This window comes from Pseudovibrio sp. W74 (assembly GCF_001623085.1).
In the GTDB taxonomy this organism is placed as follows: domain Bacteria; phylum Pseudomonadota; class Alphaproteobacteria; order Rhizobiales; family Stappiaceae; genus Pseudovibrio.
This window is the reverse complement of the sequence record NZ_LMCJ01000060.1, coordinates 135,039-154,789: the sequence shown is the minus strand read 5'-3', so window position 1 is coordinate 154,789 and position 19,751 is coordinate 135,039. Positions and strand designations below refer to the sequence as shown.

The following is a 19,751-nucleotide window of genomic DNA, read 5'->3' as shown; positions in this document are numbered from 1 at the left end:
GGTAAAATGCAGAAAATAAGCGGAAAAAGTAGAATAGGACGCCTGAGTGCTCCTGTTTTTGTTGGGGCACTTGCTCTGCTGCTTGCAAGTTGTCAGGAGCAGGAAGTTGTTGAAGCACCGAAAACGGTTGCTCCTCGTCCTGCTCGTGTCATGGTCGTTTCTGAGATTGATGATCTCTTTACGCGTAACTTCACTGGTCGTGTCGATGCGGTTCAGACCGTCGATCTGGCGTTTCGTGTGTCTGGTCAGCTTGTTGAAATGCCAATCATTGAAGGGCAGCGCATTGCAAAAGGTGATCTGATTGCAGCGCTTGACCCAACTGACTACGAAAACACTGTTCGTGAAGCTCAGGTCAACTTTGAACAAAAGAAGAAAGATCTGAAGCGCTTTGAAACGCTGAAAGACAAACAGGTTATCTCTGAAGGTCAGTACGACAATGCAAAGACTGCATTTGACCTTGCCGAAGTGACCCTTGATAAAGCCAAGCAAAACCTTGGTTATACGAAGATTGTTGCGCCTTACGATGCAATCGTGACCTCTCGTTCACTTGATAATTATGCGATCATCAGTGCTGGTACCAGCATTGCCCGGTTGCAGGATGTGAGTGAAGTTCGTATCGATATCAACGTGCCTGAAACACTGTTTGCTCAGGCGACTGAATCTTCTGTTCTAAAGATGACTGCTGAGTTCCCTTCCCACCCGGGTAAGGTGTTCTCATTGGAATATCGTGAGCACAGCACGGAAGCAGACAAGGTTGCTCAGACCTATCGTGTGACTTTGGCCATGAATAACGATGATGGTTACAACATCATTCCTGGCATGACTGCGAGCGTAAAAGTTAAGCTCAATGGTCTTGATAAGTCTCAGACCACCGCCTTCTTCGTGCCGACATCTGCAGTTGGCTCTTCTCCTGACAAGAGCCCGTATGTGTGGGTTGTTGATGAAAGTGAAAAGCGTGTTGGTCGTCGTAAAGTTTTGCTTGGAACTGTGCTTGGCAGCTTCATTCCGGTGCTTTCCGGCTTGAAAGACGGCGAGATGATCGTAACGGCTGGTGTGAGCCACCTGAGCGAAAATCAGCTGATCGTGCCTAAGCTGTAAGAGTAGCGTCTAGGAGTTATTGATATGGATATTGCACGCTACTCGATCGAGAAGCCGGTCAATGTCTGGATGGTTGTTCTGATTGCTCTGCTTGGGGGCATTTGGGCTCTGGGCGGCATTGGACGACTGGAAGATCCGGCATTTACCATTAAAGAAGCGCAGGTGATCACCTCCTATCCGGGTGCCAGCGCTGCGGAAGTTGAAGAAGAAGTTACTGAACGGCTGGAAAGTGCCATTCAGCAGATGCCTCAGCTGAAAGAAGTTCGCAGTACCTCTGAACCGGGTCTCTCCCGTATTCAGGTGGAAATGAAAGACACCTATGATGGCACTGAGCTGCCTCAGGTGTGGGATGAGCTGCGTCGCAAAGTGAACGACGAAGTGCCAAATCTGCCAAATGGTGTCCGTACTCCGATTGTTTATGACAGCTTCGGTGATGTGTTCGGCATGTACTATGCTCTGACGGCTGATGGATACTCCAACCGGGATATCCGTAAGACCGTGAAAGAGCTGCGTCGTGAGCTGCTGACTGTCGATAATGTTGCTAAGGTTTCTATTCTTGGTGAGCCTGAGGACGAGATCATCATTGCGATGGATCAGGACCGTCTGGCACAGCTGGGAATTACCATTGCGGACGTACAGAATGTGCTGAATGCGGAAAACGCTATTCAGGCGAACGGTACGACTGTTTCCGGTGATCTGCGCATTCGTATCTCGACAGTTTCTGCCTTTGACAGCTACCGTAGTATTCAGGATCTCGTGATCGGTAATCCGGGTTCTACAGCGATGGTTCGTTTGTCTGATGTGGCGACGCTTTCTGTGCAAGAGCCTGAAAATCCAAAGGTTTTGGTTCGTCATAATGGCCAGCGCGCGGTTACTCTTGGTGTTGCTGCTGTTGAAGACACAAACGTTGTGGCCGTTGGGCAAGACGTTGAAGCGCATCTGAATGACTTGCGTGCGAACCTGCCTATTGGCATGGAAGTCATCCCTATCTACGAACAGCACAAAGTGGTTGATCAGGCCGTTGGTTCCTTTGTTTGGAACCTTGTGATGTCTGTTTCCATCGTGATTGTGGTGCTCGGCATCTTTATGGGCTGGCGTGCAGCTGTGGTGGTTGGCTCGGTTCTGTTGCTGACCGTTCTTTCTACGATCTTGCTGATGAAGCTGGGCAGTATTGAGCTTGAACGTATTTCGCTTGGTGCGCTTGTTATCGCCATGGGTATGTTGGTGGACAATGCGATTGTTGTTGCCGAAGGGATGATGATCAACATGCAACGCGGTATGCGGCCTATCAAAGCTGCGTCGACCGTTGTTGAACAGACCAAATGGCCACTTCTGGGTGCAACCGTTATCGGCATTATGGCGTTCTCAGGTATTGGTCTTTCCAGTGACAGTACAGGTGAGTTCATGTTCTCGCTGTTTGCTGTGGTTGGCATCTCCCTCTTGATGTCCTGGTTGTTTGCGATCCTTGTTACGCCGTTGTTTGGTAGGTACTTCTTCAAGATGGCTGCCATCTCCGGTGATGAGCATGATCCTTACCGCGGCTTCATGTACACCATGTTCCGTAAGATCCTGGTGCTGACGCTGAAACTGCGTTGGTTGTCTTTGGCAGCTCTGATCGGTGTGACTGTGGTTTGCTTCTGGTCCTTCCAGTTTGTTGCAAACTCTTTCTTCCCGAACTCTGCGACGCCGCTGTTCTACGTGAACTACTGGTTGCCGCATGGTACCGACATTCATGCGACTGCGCGTGATATGGAGAAGCTGGAAAACGAGATCTTGTCTTTGCCAGGTGTCGTTTCGACCAACTCCTTCATCGGGCAGGGTGCGACCCGCTTTATGCTGACTTACTCAGCTCAAGACGGTAGCTCCAACTATGGTCAGGTGATTGTTCGGACTGAAAACACTGATATCATTAATGATCTTGCACTGAAGATCCGTGCATTCGGTGTTGCTGAGTTGCCTCAGGGACAGGTGTATACCGAGCGTCTGGTGTTTGGTCCGCCATCTGGTGCTGATGTTCAGGCTCGTATCACTGGTCCGGATGCTGATATTCTGCGAGCTATCTCTGAAGAGATGATCCAGATCTTCAAGGATCCTCAGTATCGCTTGAGTGATGTTCGTACCGATTGGCGTGAACGTGAGCTGGTGATGCATCCGAAGTTTGATGAGCAGCGGGCTCGTATTGCTGGCATCACGAGACAGGACCTTTCTACTGCGGTTCAGTTTACCTCTGATGGTATCCGTGCAGGCGACTATCGTGATCTGGATGAAGACATTCCGATCATCGTGAAACGTAAGCGCGGCGAAGGTGAGACTGCGTCCGAAGCCCTTATAAACACACTGGTTTGGAGCTCTCAGCAGCGCAAGTATGTGCCGATTGATCAGGTGACTTCCGGCATCTCTACTGAAGCTGAAGATACTTTGATCCGTCGTCGGGATCGTGTGAAGACGTTGAGTGTGCTTGGGGCGAGTGCTCCGGATGAGTTGGCGTCGGTTGCTCATGCTCGAATTCGGGGTGCGATTGAGAGTGTTCCGCTTCCTGATGGGTATTCCATGGAGTGGGGTGGTGAGTACGAGAACTCTCAGGATGCGAATGCGTCGCTGGGCAGTAAGGTACCTGTTACCTTCCTCGTAATGATTGTTATCTCCATCCTGTTGTTCTCTAAGGTGCGGGAACCACTCATCATCTGGCTGATCGTACCGATGTCTATCAACGGTGTTGTGATTGGTCTGCTTGGGACAGGTATGCCGCTCGACTTCATGGCGATCCTTGGTGTGTTGTCGCTGTCAGGTATGTTGATCAAGAATGCGATCGTGCTTCTGGAAGAGATCGATTTGCAGCTGGAGCTTGGTGGAGACCGGTTTGAAGCTGTTGTTAATGCCAGTGTTTCTCGTCTGCGTCCGGTGTCTATGGCGGCGATCACGACGATCCTTGGTATGGCTCCGCTGATTGTTGATCCGATGTTCGCGAGTATGTCTGTGACCATTATGGGTGGTCTGACGTTTGCGACGCTGCTAACATTGCTGGCTGTTCCGCTGCTGTTCATCATCTTCTACCGCATCCATCCAGGTGAGGGTGCAGGGAAAGGTAAGGCAGAGAAGTCTTTGAAAAAACTGGAAGAAAAACCTTCCATTGATCAGAAGGCTGAGCCGGAACCGGCTTAAGAAAAAGGTCTTCCCGGTTACCTAAAACCGGGAAGACCCATGAGATAAGCAAGGGGCGGCGTATATTTACCGCACACTCCGTCCTTTGCTCCCCCGCGTCGCCTCTGCCCCCAACACCAGAGGCGACGCATCTTTTTTGCCTTCACGGCACTTCCCACAACAACTTGATCAGGCACTTTGCGCGAATTTGCGTTGTTTTGCGCAATTTAGCGTTTTTGTGCGTTGGTTCGCGTTGCTATGTGGATCTTTACCTTAACGGAAATAGCGGAATACGGAATTCAAATCTACCGTGATCCGTGTTGACACTTCCAAGTTGGTACAGTGTCACCCGGGTACTTTGAGGCTGAGTAGACTCCGCGGGCGATGGCACGGGAGACTGTCTGAGCTGCGTATGCACCCAGTTCCAGCAGTTCGACCATTGGTTCCTGCATTTTTCGTTTGCCGGTAGAAATCACGAAGAGCAGGTCGCCGTCCATTGGTGTGTGTGCTGGCCAGAGGGCGCGGGCGTAGCCGTCGTGGGCGGCTGTGGCAATGCGTTTGGCTTCTGACTTTGTCAGGATCAGGTCCGTTGCGACAACACCGATGGTGGTGTTTGTGTTCGGGGATAAGTCGATTGTGCCGAGCGTGAACTTGGTTTGCACGGTGCGGTCCATGCCTGGCATTTCGGTTGGCCAGCCCAATCCGCCGAATTCTTCGTGCTGTTCGCTTGGAGCTGCCCAGAAGTAGGGTGTGTCGCCAATGGTGGTGCGGCCCAGTGCGTTGACGGCGATTAGCGCGCCGACGGTGCCGCCGCGGGGGAGGGCGAGGGAGGCTGAGCCCAGTCCGCCTTTTAGATCAGCGGTGGTTGCTCCGAAGCCCGCGCCTGCAGTGCCGAGTTCGAACTCGTCGGCTGCATTGTCGACGGCCTCGATGCCCATTTCGCGATAGATTGGATTTCTGCCCCACGATTTATCCCCTCCGTTGAGAAGATCGAATAGAATGGCTGTGGGGGTAATTGGAATGACAGCACTGCCAACACTGAAACCTTTGCCAAGTTCTGCCAGTCGAACCTGTGCACCGCTGCCTGCATCCAGTCCGAATGCTGAGCCGCCTGACAAGACGAGCGCGTCAATGGCATTGACGGTTTGCTCCGGCTCCAGCAAGGCAACGTCACGTGTGCCGGGGGCTCCGCCCATGATGGCGACGGAGGCAACGGCTTGCTCGTCGGGAATGAGAACGGTGACACCTGATTTGGTCTTTTCGCAATGAGCGTTGCCGACCTTCAATCCCGGAACATCGGTGATCAGGTTGCGCGGTGTTGGGGACATGGTGTTTCCCTAATTTATTATTAAAACGTACAGGAAGCGCCTTAGCGATGAAAAAACGCAGGGTACTCTAACTAATTGTCTTTATGCATATCTTGGTTTGAAAATCTGTAGGCCCTTTCGGGCAAAGATATGTCCGAAGTCCCTGTTTCAAGATAAATCTATTCCGAAAACTGGAATAGGGAACACCCTTAGACTGAATGGTAATTTCGGTCGAGGTAGATCAGAGCGGGTGCAAATTCACCCAGACGTGCAGCGACCACTTCACCAAATAGAACTGAATGGGTGCCGACTTCTGTTACTTCTTTGATATGGCAATCGAAACTGACACGTGCACTTTCCAGAACAGGACTTCCTGTTGCCAGGGTGCCCCAGCTTCCTTTTGCGAAGCGCTCTTCCATTGGCAGGTCGCCCTGGCCAGCGAAGACGTTCGACAAGTCTGTATGATCATGAATGAGTGTGTTGATACAGAACACGCCGTTGTCTTTGACGATCTGATTCACCTTTGCGCTGCGGTTGAGGCAGACAAGCAAGGTGGCGGGATCATCAGAGACGGAACACACAGATGAAACGGTTGCGCCAATGCGCCCTGCTGGGCCAGCACTGGCCAGCAAATGAACGGAAGCGCCTAAACGACTCATTGCCTCTCTAAATTCATGCGAGGCGAGACTTTTATTCGTATTTTCAGTTGGCGCCATGGTTAAAGCTGTCGTCATCCAGTTCGTTCCAAGATATTCCCACAGGTATGATCTGTGTTTCACACTGTACAATATTCATTAGTACTTTTCAGTCGCCTAAAAACGACAGGTATTTGAAATAGAGTAGTTATAGCCATTTGCTGAGAAAAGCTAGTTCTACTGCGAAAAACTGTTTAATATAACAGAGGCTATATTCTAGTTTTAGGCGCACATTTTGCTGTTCCGGAATTTTCATTGAAAATTGAAGGCCCAACAAGGTCTTCACGCGCGGGCAAATTGGAAATCTTCAAAAAATCCTGGGTACCATCTTGCAGTTTTTGTCCGGATATGGTCAGTATACAACAACTGTGATATATTACAGAATAAGGAAGAGGCTTTCTACGGATGAGGAAAATTCACGTATGGGTTGTGGTGCTCTGGTCTCAGAGACTGTCCTAGTGGATTGTCGGGAGTAGGAATAAGTCCAGATTTTGGATTGTATGAAATAAAAATGCGCCTGACGCGTATAAAGAATAGGAAAATTCCAAAATACGGACTTATAAGTATGGGTAATATACTTACAGGTCGGCTTACCATAAAATATTTGGGGTCTGAATTCGGAGGCATTCAGACTGGACAGCAACTAAAAGCTGATCTCATGCGGGGAACAAAATAAAACATGGATTACTTTCTCCAACAACTTATCAATGGTGTGACGCTGGGGTCCATTTATGGTCTCATCGCCATTGGCTATACAATGGTCTATGGCATTATCGGCATGATTAACTTCGCCCATGGCGATATCTTCATGGTCGGATCTTTCGTTGCACTTATTCTAATTGTTGCATTTGGCATTACAGCCGCTACACCGGTGCTTCTTTTGATTTTGGCTCTGGCCCTCGTTCTTGTTGTGGCCATGGCTTTGACTGCTGTTTGGGGGTGGACAGTAGAGCGCATTGCCTACCGGCCTTTGCGCGGATCATTCCGTCTTGCACCACTGATTACTGCAATTGGTGCATCAATTGCTCTTCAGAACTTCGTGCAGGTTTCTCAAGGTGCCAAGAATAAGCCATTGCAACCTCTCTTTTCCGGCAGCTTTCAGCTGACTGATGGTGGTGCAGATGGTTCTGGCTTTATCGTAAACCTGTCTTACATCCAGATCTTGATTGTTGTGACGACGGTCATTTTGATGGGTGGCTTTACTTATCTCATCAACAACACCAATCTGGGCCGCTCTCAGCGTGCTTGTGAGCAGGACCGGAAGATGGCGTCCTTGCTGGGTGTGAATGTTGACCGCACAATCTCTCTTACCTTTGTGATGGGTGCGTCTCTGGCTTCGGTCGCAGGTCTGATGTTCCTGCTGTATTACGGTGTGGTAGATTTTTACATCGGCTTCCTGGCTGGTGTGAAGGCCTTTACCGCTGCGGTTCTGGGAGGAATCGGATCGCTGCCGGGTGCAATGCTGGGTGGATTGCTGATCGGGCTTATCGAGACGTTCTGGTCTGGCTACTTCTCCGTTGAATACAAAGATGTTGCCGCGTTTTCGATCCTGGCGATTGTTCTGATCTTTATGCCGGAAGGACTTCTCGGCCAACCTGAGGTGGAGAAGGTCTGATGCAAGCAAGACAAAAAGACAGCTTGCTTGTTGCAAGTGTAAAAGACAGTTTGGGTGCTGCGGTTATTACGTTCGCCCTTGCCTGTGTCATGGTTGGTTTGCGCGTTGATGTGGCGTCAGGCCGCGGCGCGGAGCTGTTTCTGGAACACCGCTGGTTAGCGGTTGCAGTTGCAGTGCTCGTAGTGTTCGCTGGCCGTCTCGCCATGAACATCTTCTTCTGGAAACGGGAAGACCCGCCGTCTCTCAACCTCTCTGGCCTATTGCCAAAGGGTGGATTGGGAGGAGGCTCCTCTAATGTGCTTAAATATGGCCTGGTCGTTTTGGCTGTTGCGCTTCCATTTGCGTTGATGTTCTGGCTCGGTGCCCGTGGGTCGCGTCAATATATCGACCTTGCTATTTTGGTGATGACCTATGTGATGTTGGGCTGGGGCCTGAACATTGTGGTTGGTTTGGCTGGATTGCTGGATCTGGGCTATGTGGCGTTTTATGCGGTTGGAGCTTACTCCTATGCATTGCTCGCGCATTACTTTGGCTTCTCCTTCTGGCTCTGCCTGCCGCTTGCCGGTATTCTGGCAGCGTTCTGGGGTGTCATTCTCGGTTTCCCGGTTTTGAGGCTTCGAGGGGACTACCTTGCCATTGTGACGCTTGCGTTTGGTGAGATCATTCGTGTTGTGCTGCTGAACTGGTATCAGTTTACAGGCGGACCAGATGGTCTTTCCGGAATTCCGCGTCCAAGCTTCTTCGGCTTGGAATTTACCCGTGGTGAAGGCGGCTTTGCGAGCTTCTTTGGGCTGGATTACAGCAGTATTCACCGCATCATCTTCCTGTACTACCTCATCTTCGCAATGGCCTTGTTTACGAACTTCGTGACCATGCGTTTGCGCCGGATGCCGATTGGTCGTGCATGGGAAGCTTTGCGTGAAGATGAGATTGCTTGTCGGGCTCTTGGTATCAACACAACGAATACCAAACTGACAGCCTTTGCTCTTGGTGCGATGTTCGCTGGCTTTGCAGGGTCCTTCTTTGCAACGCGTCAGGGCTTCATCTCTCCTGAGAGTTTCACCTTCCTTGAATCTGCGATCATTCTTGCGATTGTGGTTTTGGGTGGTCTTGGCTCACAGATTGGCGTGGTGATTGCAGCGATTGTGATGATCGGTGGCTTTGAATTCTTCCGCGAGTTTGAAGAATACCGCATGCTTGTCTTCGGTATGATCATGGTGGTTATCATGGTTTGGAAACCGCGTGGATTGATCTCAAGCAGAACGCCAAGTGTGGCGCTTTCCAGAAACGCTAAGGGCATCTCTGCCGATCTCGTTCAGGAGGGCCACGGATGAGCACCTGGGACAACAACCCTGTTCTGAAGGTTGAGCACCTGACCATGCGCTTCGGCGGATTGACGGCGATCAACGACCTGAGCTTCAACATTGGGCGTGGTGACATTACTGCGCTGATCGGGCCGAACGGTGCGGGTAAAACCACAGTGTTTAACTGCATCACCGGTTTTTATAAGCCGACTGAAGGCCGTCTTGTCATGAACCGCTCCAATGGTGAAAAGCACCTTTTGGAACGGATGGCAGACTTCAAAATTACGGCGGACGCGAAAGTTGCCCGTACGTTCCAGAACATCCGTCTGTTTGGCGGCATGACCATTCTGGAAAACCTGATGGTGGCACAGCACAATCCGCTGATGGTTGCTTCCAACTGGACCATTGGTGGTCTGCTGGGGCTTGGTGGTTACAAAAAGTCCAATGTGGACGCGATTGAAACTGCCAAGTACTGGCTGGAGCGCATTGATCTGATCGATCGTGCGGATGCACCTGCGGCTGATCTTTCCTACGGCGATCAGCGCCGGTTGGAGATTGCCCGTGCCATGTGTACCGGCCCTGAACTTCTTTGTCTGGACGAACCAGCTGCTGGTTTGAACCCGAAAGAAAGTCTGGAGCTGAACAATCTGCTTCAATACATCCGCAAAGAGCATGACACTTCGGTTGTTCTGATCGAGCACGACATGTCTGTTGTTATGGAAATCTCCGACCACGTTGTGGTGCTGGATTACGGCGTGAAGATTTCTGATGGCTCTCCTGAGTTCGTCAAAAACGATCCGCATGTGATCGCGGCGTATCTGGGGGTTGAGGATGATGAAGTCGATCAGGTTGAAGAGGAGGTGGGCATAGCATGAACGCTCAACAACCACTCCTGAGCATTCGCGGAGTTAAAACCTTCTACGGCAAGATTCAGGCACTGCATGGTGTTGATCTTGATGTGTATGAAGGTGAGATCGTGACGCTGATTGGTGCGAACGGTGCAGGCAAGTCTACGCTGATGATGACCGTTTGCGGCACGCCGCAGGCTCGTAACGGGTCTGTGACGTATTGCGGTGAGGACATCACCTACAAGCCAACCTACGAGATTATGCGCACCGGTATTGCTCAGTCACCAGAAGGTCGCCGTATCTTCCCACGCATGACGGTTTTAGAGAACCTGATGATGGGCGGTATGGTTGCCGGGAATGAGCATTTTGAGGAAGACCTGCGTCGTGCGTTTGAGCTGTTTCCGCGTTTGAAAGAACGTCAGCAGCAGCGCGGCGGGACTTTGTCGGGCGGTGAACAGCAGATGCTGGCGATTGCCCGTGCCTTGATGAGCCGTCCGCGTCTTTTGTTGCTGGATGAACCGTCTCTGGGGCTTGCTCCGATCATCGTGTCGCAGATTTTTGATGCTATCCGTGAGCTGAACCGGGCCGATGGTCTGACCGTGTTCCTTGTTGAGCAGAATGCGTATCACGCACTCAAGCTGGCTCATCGGGGCTACGTGATGGTCAACGGTACAATCACCATGACCGGCACTGGTAAGGAGCTTTTGTCTCGTGAAGAGGTGAAGGCAGCTTATCTTGAAGGCGGCGCGCACTAAGGAGGCGAAGAGATGGGTATTCTTTATGGCAGCTCAATGCCTGCCTTTATCATGCTGGTTGTTGTGTTAGGCGGTCTGGCTGCTGCTGCGACGGGGCGCTCTATTGCGACCACGTGGCGGCCTTTGCCGATCCTGTTCTGGTTCATCTTCCTGTTGTCATTGGCCATGCGATTCTTGTCGTTTGCGCTGTTTGAAGAGCCTCTGCTTTCCATTCAGTACCTGGTGGTGGATTACGCCATTCTCATCGGCATTGCGTTGGCGAGTTATCGCATGACACGGACTAAGCAGATGGTGACGCAGTACAGCTGGCTTTATGACAAAACAGGTCCCTTTGGCTGGAAGCTGAAGCCGGGCCAGCAAGATAATTACTAATTCGCAAAATTACTTAGATAATTGTTGCGCATTCGGTCAGTTCTGGGTCACACTGGTGACTGGCTAGGCATCCAGATGATGAGTACGGAGAGGTCTCATTGTCGGAAGCATTGAGCAGGCGAGGGGTTTGCCTGCTCTGGTGGGAGACGATTGCGTTTCCCGCTCAATTTCAATTGAGAAATGCACCTGACTCGGGGAGTTTTTTATGAAAAAGTATCTTTTGGCAAGCGTTGCCGGTGTTGCTGCTATGGCAATCTCTGGCGCGGCTATGGCTGAAATCACTATTGCTACTGCAGGCCCAATGACTGGTCAGTACGCATCGTTTGGTGCGCAGATGAAAGCTGGTGCTGAACAGGCTGTTGCTGACATCAATGCTGCTGGCGGTGTGAACGGCGAGATGCTTGTTTTGGAAGTTGGCGATGATGCATGTGACCCTAAACAGGCTGTTGCTGTTGCCAACCAGATGGTTGGTAAAAACGTAGCCTTCATGGCTGGTCACTTCTGCTCCGGTTCTTCCATCCCAGCTTCTCAGGTATATGCTGAAGAGGGTATCATCCAGATCACTCCAGCATCCACCAACCCGAAGTATACTGACGAGCGTCCAGGACCTGGTACCTACCGTGTGTGTGGTCGTGATGACCAGCAGGGCAGAGTTGCCGGTACGACGCTTGCGACTGAGTTCGGCGGTCAGAACATTGCTGTGATCCACGACAAGACTGCTTACGGTAAAGGTCTTGCTGACGCGACTAAGGCTGTGATGAACGCTGCTGGTAAGCAGGAAGCGCTTTATGAAGCTTATACCGCTGGTGAAAAAGATTACACCGCGCTGGTTTCCAAGCTGAAGTCTGAAAAAGTCGACGTTCTTTACGTTGGTGGTTACCACACTGAAGCTGGTCTGATGAAGCGTCAGATGGTTGATCAGGGCATGGACACCATTCTGGTTTCCGGTGATGCTCTTGTGACTGATGAGTATTGGTCCATCACTGGCCCGGCTGGTGAAGGCACACTGATGACCTTCCCGCCGGACCCACGTAACAACGCTGAAGCTGCTGCTGTTGTGGCTGCTCTTGAAGCTGCTGGCAAAACCACTGAAGGCTACGCACTTTACACCTATGCTGCGATCCAGACATGGGCGAAAGCTGCGGCTGAAGCTGGTTCTACCGACTATGATGCAGTTGTAGAGAAGCTGAACGCTGGCAAGTTCGACACCGTTCTTGGTGAGCTGTCCTTCAACGAGAAGGGCGATGTGTCTCTGCCAGGTTACGTTTGGTACGAGTGGAAAGACGGTTCCTACGGTTACCGCTAAGATTTAAAGCCTGAGTTTATTCAGGTTTTGTGAGGGTTCCGGGGCGATGCTCCGGGACCCTTTTTTGTTGGAGTTTAGGGAGGTTGGAAGAGCCCTATTAAGGTTGAATGCGCTCTGTTCTTATTGGCTACTTCTGACTTAAGGTTCCGCGCGTACACTGGCGCCTTGTTTATTGAAGGTGCCCAATGATCATTCGATGTTTGGTGTTGATTGCATTTCTTTGTTCTTCCGGCGTTGCTGCCGCGCAAGGGCCTAACACGCCGCGACCTGAAGAAATCAAGGAGTTTCATGAGTGCCTGCGAAAAGGGGGGCTTGTGTTCAACGACAGAGTTCAGTGCATTGGAAAGGTCTTTGAACATTGCGCCATGAAGTTGCAGGACCAGACCAGCATGGGTATGCGGGAATGCTACTCGCGCGAGACAGCCCTTTGGGAAAAGATGATTTTGAATTCTGAGAAGGAGTTGAGGCGGAATGAGAACAAGCCCACCAAGACCGCGCTTGTTGAAGCTGGTCGGAACTGGAAGGCCTTTCGCAACAACACCTGCAATATTCCGTATGCCATGAACCCAAAGGGAACGCTTGCTCCTGTACTGGGCATGGAATGCTACAACCGTTTAACCGCGCTTTGGGCGCTACAGCTTTCTGAATTTGCGACACCATTAGGGAACTAGGACCATATGAGATTATGGGTATGTGTGATTGTCTTTTCAGTTTTTGGGGTTGGCTCCGTAGAGGCGGCCCAGCAGGTTGACCTGCCACTTTGTAAAGCAGGGGATGGCAAGACGCCTGTCCCGCGTTGGGAGGTGACTGCAATGCCTGTTGACGTGCCTGCCGGCGAAGAGGCGAGGCCGTTTGCTTACAGTGTCACCGCTCCACCACCTGCCTATCATGGTCTGATGGGGCATCTAAGGGTGAAGCTGGGCAATCTGGATGAACAGTATTGTTCTGCTTTGCGCGAGGAGCTTACCCAGATCAAGACCAGTACCGGGCAGTCTACACCACTGGTTATCGAATGGCTGGTTGATGACAATGGCCCGCAGGACGCAGTGCGCTCCCTGGACTTTTACGAGCTGCCTGAGTTTGTGCAGGATGGATGCTGGCTGGATGGTGTCTATCAATTTGTTGCGCTTGGACACTCAGGTGTGGAAGCCGACCAGTACATGCTGAATCTGGTCCCTCTTGAGGCAATCCAGGAATCCGGATCCTTTTGTCGCCCTGTCCAGGAAGGGTGATCCGCCTTTCAGTCCTGTGCAACTTCCCCTAGCGCGTACTTGCGTTCACCGAAGCTCATTTTCGCCTATCTTTACTCTTGAACCGGGTTCCCCTTTTGAGAAAAGCGAGTAGGATTGGTTATTGCTTACGCAAGGGCATAAAGGGGCTGTGAGCCAGATGATTACCCATGACACGATAGAGATCAGTGCTGTGCTGGAGGCATCTGCTGCGGATGTGTTCTCAGCATGGGAAGAGCCGAAAGCCCGGATGGTGTGGGGAGTGCCTTCCGATGATGAAGTTATTGAGTTTCTTGAAAATGATTTTCGCGTTGGTGGCCTAGATATTCATCAGTGCGGCCAAAAGGGCGATTTACGGTTTCGCGTTGAGACACGCTATCATGATATCAGAGCTCCGGATTGCTTGCTGTTTACAGAGCTGGTTTCAACCAGTGATATGCTGTTGAGCGTCTCTTTGATCGCTGTTGTCATGGAAGAACAAGGAGGTGCTACCGAGCTTCGCGTGACCATACAGGTGACGTCGATGGTCGGCGCGGACATGATTGAAGCAACGCGCGGAGGCTGGCAGGCTTCTCTGGCTCAGCTGGCAGGGTATCTGGAGAGCTCAAAGCGCGAAAACTCGGAGGCGTGATTGCCTCAGGAAGATGCTTTCTGTGGCCCTGTCAAAGAAGGGTGATATCCCGTTCGCAGTATTATGGTGCACCTTCTTTGTAATTATCTGAAATGCAGTATGTATTCATAGTGTTGACTGCTGTGATGCGTATGAGGAACTCACTTTAATAGTGAATACTTCAGAGTTTGCCCTGTTCAAATCACCTTCAGATTTACTAGGTTAAATTATCAATTTAATTCAATTTTTCTATATTGGGAAAATTAGTGGAGTGGGTGCAGGCAGCAAGTGTGGGGCGTTTGAGTGCTTGTCTGTGCATGATCAGGGGTATTCATGCGGTTCAAAACCTTCATTATTTCAATAGGTTTTGCAGTGGTAGGCTGTGTGCCGAACTATGTCGGCGACGCTCCTGATTTCACCGAGGCGGCGGTTAAAAAATCTAACGCAAAACCGACCGTTGTGAGCGCTCAGAAAACGGCTGAAGAGCTGGCAACTGTTGTTGTGCTTGCAGGCAAATGGTCTGTAATGCGTGGTGAGGGGCAAAACCCGTGCGCACTCCAACTGAAAACAGCACAGTTCGGTGAAAATTATGTAGCAAGTTCTGTGTGTTCCGGTACGCCAAATGTATGGGCGTGGAATGTGAGGCAGGACGCTCTGGTTCTGTTCGATCACAAAAATGAAGTGATCGGGTCCTTTCATGAAAGCGGGAATGGCCGCTGGGAGGAAGCGCAAGAGGGTGGGGCCCCTGCGCTTGGTCTTGTTCGCCTGGGAAACTGACAAGACGATAGATTACAGAGATTTAGGGCGTATTCTTTGGGGGGGAATGAAATGAAGAGATTTATTGTTGTCGGGAGTCTGCTAGCGCTTGCAGGTTGCCAAAGTGCCGGGGGAGGTGCTGGACCCTACGCTGCGCCTGTGCCTGCTGCGCAACCGCCTGCCAATGCTGCTTCCAACCAGAGAGTTGTCGCGCAGGAACAGACCACACAAAGTAATATGGAAGCTAAGGCGGATGGCACTGTTGTCACAAAGACGACAAGTAGTTCAGCTCAGGCAACTGTTGATCCAGGTACTGCGACGGCGTTTCTGGCTGGTGTGGTTGCAGCAGCAGCTCTTGGAAAGAAAGAGGAACGCAGTTCGCAGCCTATTGTGCAGGTGAAGGATATGGTTGGCGGCTGGACCGTTTATCTGACCTCTGATGAGCGTGTCTGTGAACTGACACTCGGTACAGAACCTAAGGATAATGGCTACTCTGCCAGTTTCAATCACTGCATGGATGGGGATCTGTTCTTTGTGTCCAACTGGCGCATGAAAGGGCAAGAGCTTGTTTTGTTTGACAACTTCTCCCGCGCCAAAGGCAGTATACGCATGACAGAATGGAACCGCTGGGAAGGCCAACTGGCAAGCAACAGCAAACCAATCACCATCGCGCGATAGATGAGCGAGGCTTAACCCGGCACTGCGCTTTTGAGGGCAGTGGTGAGTGCGGTGACCGCTTCGTTCGGTTTTCCGCTGCGAACTCTTGTATGCAGCATGATTGGCAAGGCGGGCAGATCAGGCAGGCCGAGCTTTTCTCCCACATCAATTGCGCCAATTGGCAGCATACGGCGAGCGAGAGCTGCTACGCCCAACCCAGCCATCACGGCGGCTGATACAGCAGTGACGCCGCCGCCAACGAAGATCTCCCTCCATGGAATATCGGCCTGATCGAGCAGGTGTCCAGCCATGATGCGCACGCCGCAGGGTTCCGGCATGGTGGCAACGGGTAGGGGCTCGTTGGCGCGAGGCTGCCAGTCTTGCGACGCAAACCAGCCGAACTTCTCATTTGCGATCAGCTTGCCATCTTCTCTGCTTTCGTGCTGGCGCACAATCACTGTGTCGAGTTCTTGCCGGTCAAAGCTTTTTAGCAGGTCGCCTGAGGAGCCAATCCGTATTTCAATCAGGAGTTCTGGATCCTGCGCGTTCATGCGGGCGATCAGCATTGGAAGTTCTGGCCCTGCAACATGATCACTGATGCCGATGGTCAATCGCTGACGGGCATTGGTGAGGGAGGCAAGTGCATGGTCGTGTTGTTTTAAAAGTTCCCGCGCATGTTCCAGAAACGTCACGCCTTGTGCAGACAGCTGCACGTAACGAGGGGTTCGCTCTATGAGCTGGCAACCTAACCGCTTCTCCAGCCGTTTTAGCTTCAGGCTTGCAGTTGATTGGGTCGTCTGCATGGCCTCAGCAGCCTGAGTGAAGCTGCCAAGTTCTGCAATTTTAACAAATGTGCGCACTGCGTCTAGGTCAAGCGGGCGATCAGTCATTTAGAATTTCAATTTCTGATATAGTTAGTGATTGTATATTCAAATATTAAAGTCGCGTCTAGAGTTGCCTCAGCGAACCAGAGGAGGAAACGCTGATGCCACTTGTTCATATCTCATTGCGGTCAGGAAAATCTGATGTTTACCGGCAGGCGATTTTTGATGGTGTTTATCATGCCATGCGTGATGCGCTTGAGACGCCAGAGGACAATCAGTTTATGGCGATTACAGAGCATACCAGTGCCAATTTTCGGTTTGGCGGCTCATATCTTGATATTGCCCGCAGTGAGGATCTGGTTTTTATCCAGATTACGCTCAACAACACCCGTAGCTCCGCGCAGAAGAAGGCTCTGTTTCAACGCATTGTCGAGCTGCTTGGAGATAAGCCTCAAATCCGGTCAGAGGACGTCTTTATGAATCTGATTGAGGTGGAAAAGGAGAACTGGTCGCTTGGCAACGGCATTGCTCAATACGCATGACACCATTGCCTTTCATGGCGCATTTGAAAGCCATTGAAGGAGGTGACAACGCTGAGTGACGTTTGATACGTGGATGTATCAGACCTGCTTGTCCATGATTTCGGCTGGAAGGTGGGCCATCCATTTGCGGCGGATTGCTTTTTCCAGATCGAGATCATTGCGGTCTGCATAAAGGAGAAGGTGGGCCAGCAGGTCTGCTGCTTCATCTTCCTTTTGCATATGCAGTTCTTTTGGAGTTGCTGAACCGGAACGTCCGCGGCGGGTGGCCTTCAAATGGGCTGCCGTCAGCTCTCCGAGCTCTTCCTGAAGTTTCGCAAGATACCAGATCTCATCACGGTTGATGTTGAACCGTTTGGCGTAGATTGCTGATACTGTTTTTACAATGTGCAGAAGTACTTTGAATGTCATCGGATCTGACAGAAAGGTTGGGCTTTCTGCGTGGTCTCACGCAGGCGAGCCGAAGGTTTGCCGGGAATGTGCGCTAGAGGAATCTCTTGGTGGCATCATATGAACTATTTATGCGCTTGTCATTCAAGGCGAGGCAAAGATCTTTAACTGCATCCAGGGAATGGATTGCCCGAAACTCGTCGGTATGCGGCAGTATTGCTTGAATTCCGCGTGCTTTGGCCTCAAACTTGTCGTAGCGCAGCAGCGGATTGAGCCAGATGAGCCGTCTGCAAGATCTGTGGAGACGGTCCATCTCAACGGACAATTCATCGTAAGCTTCCCGTTCCAGCCCATCCGTGATGAGCAGGACGATTGGTCCGCCGTGGCAGACACGTCTGAGCCAGGTGCGGTTGAAGGTTTGCAGAGAGCTGGCAATGCGGGTGCCGCCGGACCAGTCCTCCACCTCATCGGTACAGGCGGCGAGGGCCTCATCAGGGTCTTTCATACGCAGGGCGCGGGTGATGTTGGTGAGCCGTGTGCCAAACAGGAAGGTGTGGGTTTTGCGCTTTTCTGACAGAGCATGCAGGAAGTGCAGCATGATGCGTGAATACTGACTCATACTACCGGAGATATCGCAGAGGGCGACTACGGGTGGATGAACCTGAGCGGGCGCTTTGTGCTTGAGATCTATGATGGAGCCGCCCGCCTTGAGCGTGGCGCGCATGGTTCTTCTGGCATCCACCTGTTTGCCCAGAGTGTGCGAATGGACGGGTTTGAAGCGACGGGAACGGACCTGATCTGCTGGCATGGTGAGGCGGGCGAGGGATCTGCGTGCTTCCGCGATCTCCTCAGCTGACATCTGGGCGAAGTCCTTCTTTTGCAGGACTTCCTTCTCCGAGACGGTGAAGCGGGCGTCTACCTCCACCAGTGGTTTGGTTTCTTTGGCGTCGCGCTGCTTGTTGGCCTCAAAGGCATTGGCGACGCGGGATTGTGCAGCGCGTGGCTTTTCAGGCTCTCGTTGTCCGGCAGGGGCGACCGGAGACAGCAGCGCCAGCATCTTTTCAACGAGGCCCTTGCTTTGCCAGTAAAGGCGGAAGGCTTCGTCGAAGACCGGTTGCTGGTCGCGTTTGTGGACGAAGACGGAATGCAGGGTCCAATAGAGGTCCTGCTTGTTCTCAATGCCGTTGATGGTGACTGCGCTCACTGCATCCACCACAGAAGACGGGCCAGCAGGCAGGCCCGCTTTGCGCAGGGTTCTGGCAAAGTGGACGATGTTTTCGGTGATGCGCCCGTGGGGTGGGCGCGGGGATGGAGCGGGGGCGAGCGTGTCCTGCATCAGGCAAGGCTATGCTGTTGGAGCAGGCATGCTGCCAGCAATGGTGGCCTGTGAGTTGGCTTCCATGCGGATTTCATCGAGGATTGCACGGGTTCTGGAGCCTTTGATGCGGTCGATGTCCTCCTGATACTTGAGCAGGACGCCGAGTGTGTCTGACACCATTTCCGGATCGAGCGCGACTTCTTGCAGCTCTGTGAGTGCCGTTGCCCAATCCAGCGTTTCGGCGACGCCTGGCTTTTTGAAGAGCGCGTCATCCTCTCGCAGCTTTTGCACGAAAGCGACGACCTGAGCGGAAAGGGCTGCGGCGGCTGTTGGCAGTTTGGTCTGCACGATTTGCAGCTCGCGCTCTGCTGTTGGGTAATCAACCCAGTGGTAGAGACAGCGGCGCTTCAGAGCGTCATGAATCTCGCGGGTGCGGTTGGTGGTGATGATGGTGATCGGCGGTTCTTCAGAGGTGATGGTGCCCAGCTCCGGGATCGTCACCTGACTGTCTGCCAGCACTTCCAGCAGGAAGGCCTCGAAGGCTTCGTCGGTGCGGTCCAGTTCGTCGATCAGGAAGATAGGCGCGCCCAACTCTGTGGTCTCCAACGCCTGTAGGACAGGACGTTTGATCAGGAAGCGAGGGCTGTAGAGCGCTGTATTGAGATTCTCACGGTTCACGCTGCCGGAGGCTTCTGCCATGCGGATTTCGACCATCTGGGCAGCATAGTTCCACTCGTAGACGGCGGAGGACACGTCCAGCCCTTCATAACACTGCAAGCGGACCAGCGGGCGGTTGAGCGTGGCTGAGAGGACTTTGGCGATCTCGGTTTTGCCAACGCCAGCCTCGCCTTCAAGGAAGAGGGGGCGTTTCATGCGCAGGGACAGGTGCAGCACGGTTGCGAGTGCGCGATCTGCCAGATACCCGCCAGAACTTAAGAGCGTGAGGGTTTCCTCAATGGAGTTTGGTAGATCAACCTTGCTGCTCAT

General features: G+C 52.1%; 20 protein-coding genes. 14 read left to right on the top strand and 6 right to left on the bottom strand.

What is annotated here, in order from left to right; all coding sequences use genetic code 11:
* Window positions 1–6: 6 nt before the first annotated feature.
* Both PsW74_RS25845 and PsW74_RS25840 read left to right on the top strand, forming a co-directional pair.
* Window positions 7–1,098, top strand: a complete 1,092-nt coding sequence (locus PsW74_RS25845) for an efflux RND transporter periplasmic adaptor subunit (RefSeq protein ID WP_063289565.1) — start codon at window positions 7–9, stop codon at window positions 1,096–1,098.
* 24 nt (window positions 1,099–1,122) lie between these two features.
* A complete protein-coding gene (locus PsW74_RS25840) occupies window positions 1,123–4,260 on the top strand; it encodes an efflux RND transporter permease subunit (RefSeq protein WP_063289564.1) in 3,138 nt (1,045 codons plus the stop codon).
* 284 nt (window positions 4,261–4,544) lie between these two features.
* On the opposite strand, the gene PsW74_RS25835 is transcribed toward PsW74_RS25840, so the two are convergent.
* Window positions 4,545–5,567: a P1 family peptidase gene (locus PsW74_RS25835; protein WP_063289563.1), complete on the bottom strand. Its 1,023-nt coding sequence runs from the start codon at window positions 5,565–5,567 to the stop codon at window positions 4,545–4,547.
* A gap of 188 nt (window positions 5,568–5,755) precedes the next feature.
* Complete coding sequence (locus PsW74_RS25830) at window positions 5,756–6,205, bottom strand: flavin reductase (protein WP_244271768.1); 450 nt, start codon at window positions 6,203–6,205, stop codon at window positions 5,756–5,758.
* Window positions 6,206–6,920: 715 nt separating this feature from the next.
* On the opposite strand from PsW74_RS25830, the gene PsW74_RS25825 reads away from it, so the two are divergent.
* The 11 genes from PsW74_RS25825 (at window position 6,921) to PsW74_RS25775 (ending at window position 15,714) form a co-directional block, all read left to right on the top strand.
* Window positions 6,921–7,856 (top strand): branched-chain amino acid ABC transporter permease LivH, encoded by a 936-nt coding sequence (locus PsW74_RS25825; protein WP_063289562.1) that lies wholly within the window; start codon window positions 6,921–6,923, stop codon window positions 7,854–7,856.
* Complete coding sequence (gene livM / locus PsW74_RS25820) at window positions 7,856–9,190, top strand: high-affinity branched-chain amino acid ABC transporter permease LivM (protein ID WP_063289561.1); 1,335 nt, start codon at window positions 7,856–7,858, stop codon at window positions 9,188–9,190. Before PsW74_RS25825 ends, livM begins: the two co-directional genes overlap by 1 nt.
* A complete protein-coding gene (locus tag PsW74_RS25815) occupies window positions 9,187–10,035 on the top strand; it encodes an ABC transporter ATP-binding protein (RefSeq protein ID WP_057462561.1) in 849 nt (282 codons plus the stop codon). Before livM ends, PsW74_RS25815 begins: the two co-directional genes overlap by 4 nt.
* On the top strand, window positions 10,032–10,763 hold the full coding sequence (locus PsW74_RS25810) for an ABC transporter ATP-binding protein (RefSeq protein WP_057462560.1): 732 nt from the start codon (window positions 10,032–10,034) through the stop codon (window positions 10,761–10,763). Before PsW74_RS25815 ends, PsW74_RS25810 begins: the two co-directional genes overlap by 4 nt.
* Window positions 10,764–10,775: 12 nt before the next feature.
* Entirely contained in the window at window positions 10,776–11,135 is a 360-nt protein-coding gene (locus PsW74_RS25805; protein ID WP_057462559.1) for a DUF6867 family protein, read from the top strand.
* Between the two features lie 205 nt (window positions 11,136–11,340).
* Window positions 11,341–12,441: a branched-chain amino acid ABC transporter substrate-binding protein gene (locus PsW74_RS25800; protein ID WP_057462558.1), complete on the top strand. Its 1,101-nt coding sequence runs from the start codon at window positions 11,341–11,343 to the stop codon at window positions 12,439–12,441.
* A 185-nt stretch (window positions 12,442–12,626) separates the two neighbouring features.
* The gene (locus PsW74_RS25795; RefSeq protein WP_057462557.1) at window positions 12,627–13,112 is read left to right on the top strand and encodes a lysozyme inhibitor LprI family protein; all 486 of its coding nucleotides are present in this window, start codon (window positions 12,627–12,629) and stop codon (window positions 13,110–13,112) included.
* Between the two features lie 6 nt (window positions 13,113–13,118).
* Entirely contained in the window at window positions 13,119–13,673 is a 555-nt protein-coding gene (locus tag PsW74_RS25790) for a hypothetical protein (RefSeq protein WP_063289560.1), read from the top strand.
* Window positions 13,674–13,830: 157 nt separating this feature from the next.
* Window positions 13,831–14,301, top strand: a complete 471-nt coding sequence (locus PsW74_RS25785; RefSeq protein ID WP_208988169.1) for an SRPBCC family protein — start codon at window positions 13,831–13,833, stop codon at window positions 14,299–14,301.
* Between the two features lie 312 nt (window positions 14,302–14,613).
* The gene (locus PsW74_RS25780) at window positions 14,614–15,057 is read left to right on the top strand and encodes an AprI/Inh family metalloprotease inhibitor (RefSeq protein ID WP_063289559.1); all 444 of its coding nucleotides are present in this window, start codon (window positions 14,614–14,616) and stop codon (window positions 15,055–15,057) included.
* A gap of 51 nt (window positions 15,058–15,108) precedes the next feature.
* On the top strand, window positions 15,109–15,714 hold the full coding sequence (locus PsW74_RS25775) for an AprI/Inh family metalloprotease inhibitor (RefSeq protein WP_063289558.1): 606 nt from the start codon (window positions 15,109–15,111) through the stop codon (window positions 15,712–15,714).
* 11 nt (window positions 15,715–15,725) lie between these two features.
* Here the strand turns inward: PsW74_RS25775 and PsW74_RS25770 are convergent, their stop codons facing one another.
* Window positions 15,726–16,583, bottom strand: a complete 858-nt coding sequence (locus PsW74_RS25770; RefSeq protein ID WP_063289557.1) for a LysR family transcriptional regulator — start codon at window positions 16,581–16,583, stop codon at window positions 15,726–15,728.
* 95 nt (window positions 16,584–16,678) lie between these two features.
* Here PsW74_RS25770 and PsW74_RS25765 point away from each other — a divergent pair, with 95 nt between their 5' ends.
* Window positions 16,679–17,059, top strand: coding sequence for a tautomerase family protein (locus PsW74_RS25765; protein ID WP_063289556.1), 381 nt, complete (start codon window positions 16,679–16,681; stop codon window positions 17,057–17,059).
* 78 nt (window positions 17,060–17,137) lie between these two features.
* On the opposite strand, the gene PsW74_RS25760 is transcribed toward PsW74_RS25765, so the two are convergent.
* The 3 genes from PsW74_RS25760 to PsW74_RS25750 all read right to left on the bottom strand — a co-directional run bounded on the left by PsW74_RS25760 (window position 17,138) and on the right by PsW74_RS25750 (window position 19,751).
* The gene (locus PsW74_RS25760; RefSeq protein ID WP_057462552.1) at window positions 17,138–17,467 is read right to left on the bottom strand and encodes a hypothetical protein; all 330 of its coding nucleotides are present in this window, start codon (window positions 17,465–17,467) and stop codon (window positions 17,138–17,140) included.
* A gap of 73 nt (window positions 17,468–17,540) precedes the next feature.
* Window positions 17,541–18,782: a VWA domain-containing protein gene (locus PsW74_RS25755; protein WP_063289555.1), complete on the bottom strand. Its 1,242-nt coding sequence runs from the start codon at window positions 18,780–18,782 to the stop codon at window positions 17,541–17,543.
* A gap of 9 nt (window positions 18,783–18,791) precedes the next feature.
* Window positions 18,792–19,751 carry a MoxR family ATPase gene (locus PsW74_RS25750; RefSeq protein ID WP_063289554.1) on the bottom strand — a complete coding sequence of 320 codons (960 nt, stop codon included), beginning with the start codon at window positions 19,749–19,751 and terminating at the stop codon, window positions 18,792–18,794.

Excerpts from the sequence above, each read along its gene's own strand:
- PsW74_RS25770 (WP_063289557.1), bottom strand. The coding sequence starts at position 16,583 with ATGACTGATCGCCCGCTTGACCTAGACGCAGTGCGCACATTTGTTAAA.
- PsW74_RS25760 (WP_057462552.1), bottom strand. The coding sequence starts at position 17,467 with ATGACATTCAAAGTACTTCTGCACATTGTAAAAACAGTATCAGCAATC.
- PsW74_RS25780 (WP_063289559.1), top strand. The coding sequence starts at position 14,614 with ATGCGGTTCAAAACCTTCATTATTTCAATAGGTTTTGCAGTGGTAGGC.
- PsW74_RS25815 (WP_057462561.1), top strand. The coding sequence starts at position 9,187 with ATGAGCACCTGGGACAACAACCCTGTTCTGAAGGTTGAGCACCTGACC.
- livM (WP_063289561.1), top strand. The coding sequence starts at position 7,856 with ATGCAAGCAAGACAAAAAGACAGCTTGCTTGTTGCAAGTGTAAAAGAC.
- PsW74_RS25755 (WP_063289555.1), bottom strand. The coding sequence starts at position 18,782 with ATGCAGGACACGCTCGCCCCCGCTCCATCCCCGCGCCCACCCCACGGG.
- PsW74_RS25795 (WP_057462557.1), top strand. The coding sequence starts at position 12,627 with ATGATCATTCGATGTTTGGTGTTGATTGCATTTCTTTGTTCTTCCGGC.
- PsW74_RS25765 (WP_063289556.1), top strand. The coding sequence starts at position 16,679 with ATGCCACTTGTTCATATCTCATTGCGGTCAGGAAAATCTGATGTTTAC.
- PsW74_RS25785 (WP_208988169.1), top strand. The coding sequence starts at position 13,831 with ATGATTACCCATGACACGATAGAGATCAGTGCTGTGCTGGAGGCATCT.
- PsW74_RS25800 (WP_057462558.1), top strand. The coding sequence starts at position 11,341 with ATGAAAAAGTATCTTTTGGCAAGCGTTGCCGGTGTTGCTGCTATGGCA.
- PsW74_RS25790 (WP_063289560.1), top strand. The coding sequence starts at position 13,119 with ATGAGATTATGGGTATGTGTGATTGTCTTTTCAGTTTTTGGGGTTGGC.
- PsW74_RS25825 (WP_063289562.1), top strand. The coding sequence starts at position 6,921 with ATGGATTACTTTCTCCAACAACTTATCAATGGTGTGACGCTGGGGTCC.
- PsW74_RS25830 (WP_244271768.1), bottom strand. The coding sequence starts at position 6,205 with ATGAGTCGTTTAGGCGCTTCCGTTCATTTGCTGGCCAGTGCTGGCCCA.
- PsW74_RS25845 (WP_063289565.1), top strand. The coding sequence starts at position 7 with ATGCAGAAAATAAGCGGAAAAAGTAGAATAGGACGCCTGAGTGCTCCT.
- PsW74_RS25805 (WP_057462559.1), top strand. The coding sequence starts at position 10,776 with ATGGGTATTCTTTATGGCAGCTCAATGCCTGCCTTTATCATGCTGGTT.
- PsW74_RS25810 (WP_057462560.1), top strand. The coding sequence starts at position 10,032 with ATGAACGCTCAACAACCACTCCTGAGCATTCGCGGAGTTAAAACCTTC.
- PsW74_RS25775 (WP_063289558.1), top strand. The coding sequence starts at position 15,109 with ATGAAGAGATTTATTGTTGTCGGGAGTCTGCTAGCGCTTGCAGGTTGC.
- PsW74_RS25840 (WP_063289564.1), top strand. The coding sequence starts at position 1,123 with ATGGATATTGCACGCTACTCGATCGAGAAGCCGGTCAATGTCTGGATG.
- PsW74_RS25835 (WP_063289563.1), bottom strand. The coding sequence starts at position 5,567 with ATGTCCCCAACACCGCGCAACCTGATCACCGATGTTCCGGGATTGAAG.
- PsW74_RS25750 (WP_063289554.1), bottom strand. The coding sequence starts at position 19,751 with ATGAGCAGCAAGGTTGATCTACCAAACTCCATTGAGGAAACCCTCACG.